This window comes from Bordetella sp. (assembly GCF_051960075.1).
Lineage (GTDB): Bacteria > Pseudomonadota > Gammaproteobacteria > Burkholderiales > Burkholderiaceae_B > Bordetella.
The window spans coordinates 24,517-33,119 of record NZ_JBQCER010000057.1; the positions used below are offsets into that span (position 1 = coordinate 24,517).

12 protein-coding genes and 1 pseudogene are annotated in these 8,603 nt (G+C 61.8%); 2 read left to right on the forward strand and 11 right to left on the reverse strand.

All coding sequences use genetic code 11. The annotated features are described in order from the left end of the window. Positions 1-23: 23 nt before the first annotated feature. The 8 genes from ACTHJ1_RS09305 to ACTHJ1_RS09340 all read right to left on the reverse strand — a co-directional run bounded on the left by ACTHJ1_RS09305 (position 24) and on the right by ACTHJ1_RS09340 (position 5,133). Positions 24-572, reverse strand: a complete 549-nt coding sequence (locus tag ACTHJ1_RS09305) for a virion core protein, T7 gp14 family (RefSeq protein WP_440191058.1) — start codon at positions 570-572, stop codon at positions 24-26. Then, the gene (locus tag ACTHJ1_RS09310) at positions 569-907 is read right to left on the reverse strand and encodes a hypothetical protein (RefSeq protein WP_440191061.1); all 339 of its coding nucleotides are present in this window, start codon (positions 905-907) and stop codon (positions 569-571) included. The genes ACTHJ1_RS09305 and ACTHJ1_RS09310 overlap by 4 nt, the downstream gene beginning before the upstream one ends. Before the next feature lie 93 nt (positions 908-1,000). Next, entirely contained in the window at positions 1,001-1,774 is a 774-nt protein-coding gene (locus ACTHJ1_RS09315) for a GNAT family N-acetyltransferase (protein ID WP_440191064.1), read from the reverse strand. Then, positions 1,767-2,147, reverse strand: coding sequence for a hypothetical protein (locus ACTHJ1_RS09320; RefSeq protein ID WP_440191067.1), 381 nt, complete (start codon positions 2,145-2,147; stop codon positions 1,767-1,769). The genes ACTHJ1_RS09315 and ACTHJ1_RS09320 overlap by 8 nt, the downstream gene beginning before the upstream one ends. 25 nt (positions 2,148-2,172) lie before the next feature. After that, positions 2,173-3,024: a terminase small subunit gene (locus ACTHJ1_RS09325; protein WP_440191070.1), complete on the reverse strand. Its 852-nt coding sequence runs from the start codon at positions 3,022-3,024 to the stop codon at positions 2,173-2,175. Next, a complete protein-coding gene (locus ACTHJ1_RS09330) occupies positions 3,021-4,046 on the reverse strand; it encodes a hypothetical protein (protein WP_440191072.1) in 1,026 nt (341 codons plus the stop codon). The genes ACTHJ1_RS09325 and ACTHJ1_RS09330 overlap by 4 nt, the downstream gene beginning before the upstream one ends. A gap of 77 nt (positions 4,047-4,123) precedes the next feature. Next, positions 4,124-4,912, reverse strand: a complete 789-nt coding sequence (locus ACTHJ1_RS09335; RefSeq protein WP_440191075.1) for a phage antirepressor KilAC domain-containing protein — start codon at positions 4,910-4,912, stop codon at positions 4,124-4,126. Then, on the reverse strand, positions 4,909-5,133 hold the full coding sequence (locus ACTHJ1_RS09340; RefSeq protein ID WP_440191078.1) for a DNA-binding protein: 225 nt from the start codon (positions 5,131-5,133) through the stop codon (positions 4,909-4,911). The genes ACTHJ1_RS09335 and ACTHJ1_RS09340 overlap by 4 nt, the downstream gene beginning before the upstream one ends. 455 nt (positions 5,134-5,588) lie before the next feature. Between ACTHJ1_RS09340 and ACTHJ1_RS09345 the strand changes: the two are divergent. After that, positions 5,589-5,930: pseudogene (locus tag ACTHJ1_RS09345) on the forward strand (ATP-binding cassette domain-containing protein); the annotation flags it as partial. Positions 5,931-6,016: 86 nt separating this feature from the next. Further along, positions 6,017-6,346 carry a hypothetical protein gene (locus tag ACTHJ1_RS09350; protein WP_440191081.1) on the forward strand — a complete coding sequence of 110 codons (330 nt, stop codon included), beginning with the start codon at positions 6,017-6,019 and terminating at the stop codon, positions 6,344-6,346. Here ACTHJ1_RS09350 and ACTHJ1_RS09355 read toward each other — a convergent pair. From ACTHJ1_RS09355 to ACTHJ1_RS09365, 3 genes are read right to left on the reverse strand one after another with little or no spacing between them, the layout of a single operon-like run. Then, a complete protein-coding gene (locus tag ACTHJ1_RS09355) occupies positions 6,314-6,613 on the reverse strand; it encodes an addiction module antidote protein (protein WP_440191084.1) in 300 nt (99 codons plus the stop codon). The two genes, ACTHJ1_RS09350 and ACTHJ1_RS09355, sit on opposite strands and share 33 nt — an antisense overlap. Next, positions 6,610-6,933, reverse strand: a complete 324-nt coding sequence (locus ACTHJ1_RS09360) for a type II toxin-antitoxin system RelE/ParE family toxin (RefSeq protein WP_440191086.1) — start codon at positions 6,931-6,933, stop codon at positions 6,610-6,612. Before ACTHJ1_RS09360 ends, ACTHJ1_RS09355 begins: the two co-directional genes overlap by 4 nt. Before the next feature lie 27 nt (positions 6,934-6,960). Further along, positions 6,961-8,334, reverse strand: coding sequence for a tyrosine-type recombinase/integrase (locus tag ACTHJ1_RS09365; protein WP_440191089.1), 1,374 nt, complete (start codon positions 8,332-8,334; stop codon positions 6,961-6,963). Between the last annotated feature and the right edge of the window lie 269 nt (positions 8,335-8,603).

The following is an 8,603-nucleotide window of genomic DNA, read 5'->3' on the forward strand; positions in this document are numbered from 1 at the left end:
TGGGAAATACCGGCATATTGTCCTCAGAAACCCTTTACGGTTAGCTTGTCTTTCGTCCAATTGCTCCCGAACTGGCCAGCTCCAGCGATTGCAGAACCGAACCCCGAAAGCATTCCGCCCATCTCGGCCTGTTGGGCCTGCGCCGTGTCCAGGTTGGCCGTGGCCGAGTAGTCCGCCCCCTGATTCTTGTAGTTCCAGGCCGAACGCGCGGCGTTGTTCACGATCGTCGCCTGATTGAGCTGATCGACCTCGGCGACACCCTCCTGATCGCGCAGGGAACTGCCCGAGTTCAGATCAATGCCGCCGGAACCCATCACGGCCCGGATTGCGCCCTGGCGCTGTGCGGCCTGCTCCTGTGCGGCCTGCAGCTGCTGATTGCCTTGCTGAATCGACGAATTGGCATTCATCTGCGCGATCGCGGTATTGTTCTGCGCGATCTTGGCGTTGTAGTCCGCCGCCGCAGCCTGCGCATTGCCCTGCGATATCGCGCTGTAGGCGCTGACGCCCGCGCCAATTGCCGTAGCGGCGAGCGAGCCGTACGCGACGGTGGTGGCCGAAACGCTTCCACTCATGCGTCACCCCCATCGCCTTGTCGGCGCGACAGCAGCAATGCCGCCTCGTCCGTAAACTCTTCTTCGACTTCCTCGATGGTGGTGGCCTTCGTGGCAAAGCTCATGGTGACGTAGGTGTCCTGCAGCGCGAGATAGGCCTGCTTGCGGCCCGCGGCACCCGCGAGAACGTGGTAGCCCGTCAGCCGGGTCAGGCCGTCATTACCGAACACCTCCACGTCGCCCGAGATGGTCAGCACCGTCGCAATCTTGATCAGCGCGCCCGTGAGCACCACGTCCTTCGGAATCCGGATCGTGCGCGTATAAACCAGCATGAAAAAGGTGGCGCGTCTGGACATCCACCTGCGGCAAGTTGATGGTGGCGTCGATCAGGCGCTGCACCTTATCGATGGCGGCCGGTGTGGACGCGGCCACGTGCGAGATTTCGAAGCTCATGCGAACTCCTTGAAATAATTCATGTTGCTGGGCCGGTACCCCGAACGCTGCATCACTTTGTCCAAGCGGCTGCCGACCGGCGCTGACAGGTAGAGGCCGCGCGCACCGGCTTCGCGCGCCAGTTGCTCAGCAAGCTGGCGCAACTTCAGACCGACACCCCCATGGCGCTCCCCCTGAAGCACGAAATACGACTCCGTCGACGCCACTACCTGCCCTCCCCAGTGTGGGACCGGGGTCACCATCACAATGAGAAATCCAATGAGGCTGCCGTTGCGCCAGGCGCCGATGGTTCGGCTCAAGCCGGCATCCTGCATGCGCTGATAAGCGGCAATATCCAGCACCGCCTCACCATGTACCGACTTGCCGGACTCAGCTGCATAGGCCTTTACAAGGTCGTACAGATTGGGCTCACAGGCTAATTCGGCAACAGAGGTTTGCCGGACTAGCAGTTCGGAGGGATGAATAGCTTCCTCTCCAGAACGCAAAGCTGGTGCGCCATTGGAGCCGGAGAGAACACTGTACATTTCAGCCAACTGGCGGCGCATCTCCTCGATCATCATGTTTCCCTGATCGATAACGTCGCGCATCCCCCGCATGCTCCGGACCACTTCACCGGCGCGCACCTCCTGTCCCTCGATTACGAACACCTCCCCGGGCAGCTTTTCATGAGCCGCCAACCAGTTCATACGCAATCGGTTCATTTCCACATAGCAGGCCAGTATCCCCTCACACAGGGTGATAGAGGCGCGGACTGAGTACAGGTCAGCCATTTATCCCCTCCGCGCTCGTCGTCGACGGACACAGCGGCCGTGGCGCTAGGCGATCGGCCCAATAGATTTTGCGATCTAGCGCAGCCATTTCCTTCTGGTGCTCCGCGAGCTGGCTCTTGAGCTGCGCAAGACGGGTGCGCACCCCTTGCATGGCCATGGCGATCTGCACCGCGCGATCCTCTTGAGCTGGCTCCAGCCAAGCGGCGTCAAGCGCCCCTTGCATGGTTCGGAGAGTGCTCACAGCGTCATACTGCTCGCGCATATTGTTCCGGATTTGTTGACCGTAATGGGAGAGCAATCGTTGATTGTCTTCTGCAAACTTGGCTTGGAAGGGATCCAAGGCGCAGGCCTTCGGTGGTGTGGCAATGTGCATGAGTGTTCCTGTTGATAAGCGGCAATCAGCCTTTGCTTGAGTCCGCGCTTTCTGCCAACCCGACGCGCCGACGAGCCTTCTGCAGCCGCTCAAAAAGAGCGCCTGCCAGTTCAACCTCGATCTTGTCCTTGAGCATGCCGCGGTGTCGCATCGCCAGCTCCAGGGCCTTGAGCTTGGAATTCAGCAGGACGCGCAGACCTTCTTTTGTGACCTCGACGCCACCGTAGAGCGCGAGAAGGGCCGGGCTCAAATTCCGCGTATCTGCGATGAACATGCGCCCGTGACCTTCCCCTGAGCACTCCGGGCAGTTCGGATTGGGCGGCAGATGCGGATCGAAGCCCAGGCCGCCCTCCCTGAAAACCGGCCAGGCCGCGCGCGGCAGCTTGGTGGCCTTGGCTTTGGCCACCTCAGCCAGATGGCGGGTTTTAGCCTCCTCGCGCTCGCGCTCCGTGCGGTACTGCCAGAGATAACCCTCGCCGTAGCAATAGCGGCAGCACTCCCGGCGGTACTGCACGATCTCGTTCGGATCTGCCGTCGCAATCGCATCGACTTGCCGCAGGACCTCGGCTGCGGTGACATCGGCTGATGCTGCGCGCGCTGCAGTGGCGGCCCGGATTGCCTCAGCGACCACAGGTTTTGTAAGGTTCTCCGCGCCGATTTGCTGGGCAGTGCGCTCGCTGTAGCCAGCACGGATCGCCGCCTGCGTTGCGTTCAGGTCGAAGAGGTACTCCTCGACGAACCGGCGCTGCTTGGGAGACAGTCGGATATGGGGTATCCAGGCCGCCCCTGCGGCTTCTGTGGATACCAAGCTGGATACTTCAGCCTTGGATACCAGTTGTTCAGCCTTGGCCTGAATGCGATTGGCTTGCGTCTTCATGCGTACCAGTCCACCGGCATGAGCTTGTCGCCGAAGAAGCTGACGATTCGCTGGTATCGGTCAGGGCTGCGCTGCTCGCGCTTGAGCACGGCGTCGATCCACGGGCCCGGGCCCGCCGCGTGTGCCACGCGCACCAGGTAGTCCGGCATGATCTCCCCAGCTCGCGCCTCCACGCCCAGCTCGCGGCCCTTGGCTTCGATGCCAGAGGCCGATTCCCACCATTCGGCGTTGCTCGGGCCGTCCTGCTTGAGCTCGCTCTGGTCCGGCGGCACGTCGTCACGCCAGCGCTGGCCGTTCAGGTAGGTGGCTGGTGCCGGCTCGAAACCCTCCTTCCACTGGCGGGTCAACTTCATGGCCGCGGTGTGGGCGATGATCACCTCGGCGTGGGCGTCTAGGCCGTGCCGCTGCCAGCGCTTCTCGCAATCACCCTTACCGACCTTGCGCGGCGACCTGGGCCAGGTCTGCCACCAGCGCTCAAACTTCGACTCGGTGCCCTTTGGCTTGCCGACAGAAACGGCCTGCGTCGTCGGCTTGTCCGGCGACAAGGGGGTAAGGGGGTTCTTCTTTGCAGTAGTCTCTGCAGTAGTCTTAACTTCATTAACGAACTGGGTATTTCCACCCCCGCGAGAAAGGGTTTCCCCACCCCGCGACGACGACTCTCCCGAGTTCGCGAGCTGGGTTTTCCCCATCTCCCGAGATGGACTTTCCCCATTTCGGGAGATGGACTTTCCCAATCTCGCGAGCTGGGCATTTCCCATCCCGGCGCTCGCACCCTTCTGAGAGTCGGCAAGCAGCTGGTCGAGACGATCATCATCGATTCGGAAGTAGGTCTTGTGCTCGATGCGCTTGGAGGTCTCAACAAGAACCCCGAGAGCCTTCAGCATGCGGCGCGCGGTGCGTTGTTCTTCGTACGTGAGGCCGGTTTCGGCCTCGAGCTCTTCGACTGTTTTGTGAACACCCAGTGGGCTGCTGGCCTTGGGCTGCCAGTAGTAAAGCTGGCCGAAAAGCACGGACGCGTTCACGCTACCAAAGATCTTCGCAAGACCCGGGTAGTAGGCGATTGGGCGCCCTATCTCACGCAGCACATCACTCGAGCGAGTCATTGTCTGCCCCCGTGCTGATGAGGATCCGCAGCAAGGATATCGCCCGCCTCCACGCGCCGCGCCAGTTCGGTCAACCCCTTGGCAGTCACCAGCACCTGGCTGACGATACGATCACCCCCATCGTCCAATCTGATGGTGCGGGCACCGTGTTCCAGTAGGCCACGCATAATGGCCACCTGGTATGCAATCAGTCGCTCGCCCCCGGCACGGCGGTACACCCATTTGTTAGTTTGAAGCCATGCAAATAACTTGCGCGGAGGGAGATTCAAGGCCTTGGCCGCGTCAGTGATGCACATCGATCCTTCCGCCGCAGTCAAGCGCTCATAGGCCTGGGCCTTGGGGGCTTGGTGCCGCAGCGTAGTTTCCAGCCGTGTATTCGACTCGGCGAGATCGGCCGCCAGCCGTAGGGCATCCGGTAGTGACTGCGGAACATAAACGCCCTCGCCGGAACGAATACTCGCGAGCTGGCGACGCATCCCTTGGAATTCATTTACCAAGCGTCGCTGACCTTCACGAGCGTGGCGGCCTCCAATGAATGGCATCGCGATCAGTGCTCCGGTTTCAGTGAGCACATACATGGGGTGGGCCTTCCCCTGCGCGTCTTGGTATTCGGTCTCCTCAGATTCGAGGTGACCAATTGTTCCGTCGCGCAATAGAGACGAGATCGACCGCAGCACATTGTCATGCCGGCGCTTGAACGCCCGCGCAATTTGCAGACTCGTGGTGCAAGGTTCGCCATTGCGTGAGACATGCACCAGAGTCCCATAGGGAGCGATGGCATTCACGCTGCCGATTCACCACTCAGCAGTCGAGCCAGATCGATCACCCGCCAGGCCAAGCGGCCATTGATGCGCACCGGGCGGATGGGGCCATTCCCGCAAGAAGACCACTTATACATGGTCTCAGGCTCGCGATTGATCATCGGCGCGGCCTCGTTAGTCGTCAGGGTGTCGCGACCATTCGCAACGGCCGCCAACCCTTCGGGTATGAATTGAATCGTAGACATCGTCATTTTCCTTCTGCGTTTTTGACGATGCCTAATCTCTCACATGCGCGAAATGTCCGAAAGATGCAAGAAAAACGTAGGTACCTCGTATAAATAGAGTGGCTTCCAAACGAAAACGGAGGCGATCTAACCAACAGCCCGCAAGCTGACTGCAGCATTTTCCATCTGAAATTCGACGCCAGCCTGCTCCAATATCCAGGCCTCGATCTTGTCGTGCCACATACGCAGCAGCAACCCATACCGGGCAACGTGCCCAGCGTCACCGCCCTGTCCGCGGGCTGCACCTTCGCCCCGCGCCGCCCGCTGGCCGGCGCAGACTGCACCGGCGCCGTTCCCGATCTGGTCGCGATGCGTCCCGTGCACCACGCCCGCGCTGCATCAAGGTCCTCGCTTCATGAATGCACCTCAACCGCAAGCCGCGCCGCTCCATCGTCGGACTGGTGGGCGAGTCCGCCTGGCGGCAGCGCATGCAGATCGTGTTCCAGGATCCCTATGCCAGCCTCAACGCGCGCATGGCGGTGGCCGAGATCATCGGCGAAGCCCTGGACACGCATAAGCTGGCGCAGGACCGGCGCGACGCGCGCATCCGCGAGCTGCTCGAGCGCGTGGGGCTGAACGCGGACCACCGCAAGCGCTATCCGCACGATTTCTCCGGCGGCCAGCGCATCGGCATCGGCATCGGCATCGGCCGGGGGCTGGCCGTGGAGCCGGACTTCATAGTGGCCGACGAGCCCGTGTCGGCGCCGGACGTCTCGGTGCATACCCAGGTGCTCAATCTGCTGCAGGATCTGCACCGCCCCCCGAATCCGCCCTGCCCACGCCGCGCGACATCGTCTACCAGATCCGCAGCCGGCGCGACACGCTCAGCGCCACCGAACGCAAGGTGGCCGACGCTATCCTGGACGACATCGCCAGCGCCTCCGGCGCCACGGTCGACCAGTTAGCGCGCAAGGCGACCGTGAGCATCGCCGCGATTTCGCGCTGCGCCGGCGCCGTGGACTGCGACGACACACGCGACCTCAAGCTCAAGCTCGCCCGGGCCAGCGCCGTGGGCGGGCGCTTCCTAGCTGGCGACGTGCCGGAGGAAAGCACGTTCTGCGCGCGCCTGGTGCGCCTAGGCTACCGCGTGGCCGCCGCTCATTTCCTGATTACCGCCTCGTCAGGCGTCGGGCATGCCCTGTCAGGCCGCCAGCGGCTCCACGCTCAAGCGTAGGCCCACCGCATGCAGCACCTTGGTCAGTGTGTCGACGGTGGGATTGCCCTGTTCGCTCAGAGCGCGGAACAGCACCTTTTCACCCAGCCCGGCGCGGCGGGTCACTTCGGCCATGCCATGCGCTTTGGCGACGTGGCGAAGCGCCACCAGCAGCGCGGCAGGATCTTCCATCTCCAGGACGGCATCTAGGTATGCGGCGGCCTCGGCGGGGTCTTTCATGGCCTCGGCCATGTGCTCGTCCCAGGCCGCATCACGCGGGGTATTCATGGTTTGCCTCTCTGCTTCCAGTCGTTCAAATATTCAATCGCCTGTTTGATGGCGCGGTCTTGGGCGCCTTTATCGCTGCCGCACAGAAGAAGCACCAGGACGGGCCCTTGCCTGCTCAGGTACACCCGATAGCCGGGCCCGAGGTCTACGCGCAACTCCATAACGCCGTCTCGCAAGGGCTTGCAATCTCCAAGGTTCCCGGCCTCCAGGCGTGCCAGCCGTGCCCGGATTTGCGCCCGCGCCTTGATGTCTCGCAGGGCTTCCAACCATTCCACCAGGGGCCTGTGCCCTTCGGCGTCGGTGTAGTACCGCAATTCCATATTGGTATCTTATAAAATACTGATTGTTTATGCAATGACTCGCAGCTTTTCCGCGCCGGATTGCTCGGGAACAAGCACGACGCCAGCCTGTTCCAGCATCCATGCCTCAATCTTGCCGTGCCACATACGCAACAGGTCCAGGGGGCGGCGCCGGTAGTGCTTTTCGGCAATGGCGCTGGGTTTGTGGCCCATGATTTGGGCACTGATGCCGGCCGGGCATTCCACCCATTCGGCCAGGGTGCCAAAGGAGCGGCGCAGGCCATGGATGGACAAGGCAGGTAGACCGGCTGCCGTCAGGGCCTTGTTATGGGCGATGCGCGGCTCTTTCATGCGGCCGTCGGCAGCAGTCTTGCTGGCGAATACCCAGGGCGACGGTTTCCATGCCTTGTCATCCCCGGCCCGGCCGGACAGGCGGCGCACGTTCGGGGGCGTCTCGTTGATGCGTTTCAACTCCCGCAGCAGCGCCCCCACATACGGCGTCATGCCGATGGTGCGCTCGCCCTCCACCTTGTCGCGGATGGTCAGGCTCTGCCATTGGAAATCCACGTCCTCCCAGCGCAGGCCGGCCAGCTCGTTGCGGCGTGCACCAGTCAGCAACAGGATTTGCAGGTAGGCCGACACAGTACGGTTCGGCAGGGCACGCACGGCTTCGAACCAGAGCTTGAGCTGCTCGCGCTGCAGGCAATCATCTTTCACGCCAGGAGCGGGCAATTCCCGAGACAGGCCGCCGCAGGCGTCCCTGTGCACTTCCTGCCGATACTCGGGCTGGTTGGCTGCCCAGGTGATGAACGCTCCCAGACAGGCCAATGCTCGGCGCGCTGCGCCGGCACGCGCAACGCTTTCCGCACTCAGCCAGGCGGCCACGCGATCGCGGGTAATTTCGGACAGAGGACACATGAGCAGAGATCGCAAGATGCCCGGCTCCTTGGTCGCCCCCACTCCCAGTCGACGTCCCCGGGTAATTTTCTCGCCGCCCTCCCGGACCAAGGTTTCATGGTCCGCCACATGGCGAGCACCCCATTTGCCCTTCCGAGCCTCGATATAGGCTGTCCAGGCCTCCAGGGCTGGGGCGTTGCGGCGCTTGGATTGCTGGCGTTTTTCCAGGTCGGCTGCGGTCTGCTCGGCCTTTACTTGCCGAGGGTCACGGCCCTCATTGATCTGTGTCTGGTACAGGTTCGCCCGCTTCCGAGCCGCCTCCAGAGAAAGTGCGGCAGGAGTACCAATGGGCATGCGGATGGTTTCACCCGCCAGCTTGTCTTGAAAGATGTATGACTTGCGGCCCGTCCGAGAAACCCGCAATCCAAAGCCAGGCGTCTTGCTATCCCACAGGAAATCCTGCTGCTTGCCCTCCGGGCAGACAGCCCCGGAAATGCGCCCCTCCGTCAGCTTGACCTTCTCCATGCCTTGCACCTCCCGAACCCGACTCGTAACCCTGTCGTAACCCGAATTGTGCAATATCAATCCAACTCAATCAATGATTGAATCTTCAAAAACCGCCTGAAAACCTAGTAAATACCGAGCTTATGGCAAATCAAGGGAACTTAATCCATAACTCGGAAACTCTATTTTTACGCATTCGTAATGCGAAGGTCGTAGGTTCGACTCCTATTGCCGGCACCAGTCGATTCAAGCACTTAGGCCAACCTCTCGGGGTTGGCCTTTTGCTTTGT

Excerpts from the sequence above, each read along its gene's own strand:
- ACTHJ1_RS09305 (WP_440191058.1), bottom strand. The coding sequence starts at position 572 with ATGAGTGGAAGCGTTTCGGCCACCACCGTCGCGTACGGCTCGCTCGCC.
- ACTHJ1_RS09310 (WP_440191061.1), bottom strand. The coding sequence starts at position 907 with ATGTCCAGACGCGCCACCTTTTTCATGCTGGTTTATACGCGCACGATC.
- ACTHJ1_RS09315 (WP_440191064.1), bottom strand. The coding sequence starts at position 1,774 with ATGGCTGACCTGTACTCAGTCCGCGCCTCTATCACCCTGTGTGAGGGG.
- ACTHJ1_RS09320 (WP_440191067.1), bottom strand. The coding sequence starts at position 2,147 with ATGCACATTGCCACACCACCGAAGGCCTGCGCCTTGGATCCCTTCCAA.
- ACTHJ1_RS09325 (WP_440191070.1), bottom strand. The coding sequence starts at position 3,024 with ATGAAGACGCAAGCCAATCGCATTCAGGCCAAGGCTGAACAACTGGTA.
- ACTHJ1_RS09340 (WP_440191078.1), bottom strand. The coding sequence starts at position 5,133 with ATGTCTACGATTCAATTCATACCCGAAGGGTTGGCGGCCGTTGCGAAT.
- ACTHJ1_RS09355 (WP_440191084.1), bottom strand. The coding sequence starts at position 6,613 with ATGAATACCCCGCGTGATGCGGCCTGGGACGAGCACATGGCCGAGGCC.
- ACTHJ1_RS09360 (WP_440191086.1), bottom strand. The coding sequence starts at position 6,933 with ATGGAATTGCGGTACTACACCGACGCCGAAGGGCACAGGCCCCTGGTG.
- ACTHJ1_RS09365 (WP_440191089.1), bottom strand. The coding sequence starts at position 8,334 with ATGGAGAAGGTCAAGCTGACGGAGGGGCGCATTTCCGGGGCTGTCTGC.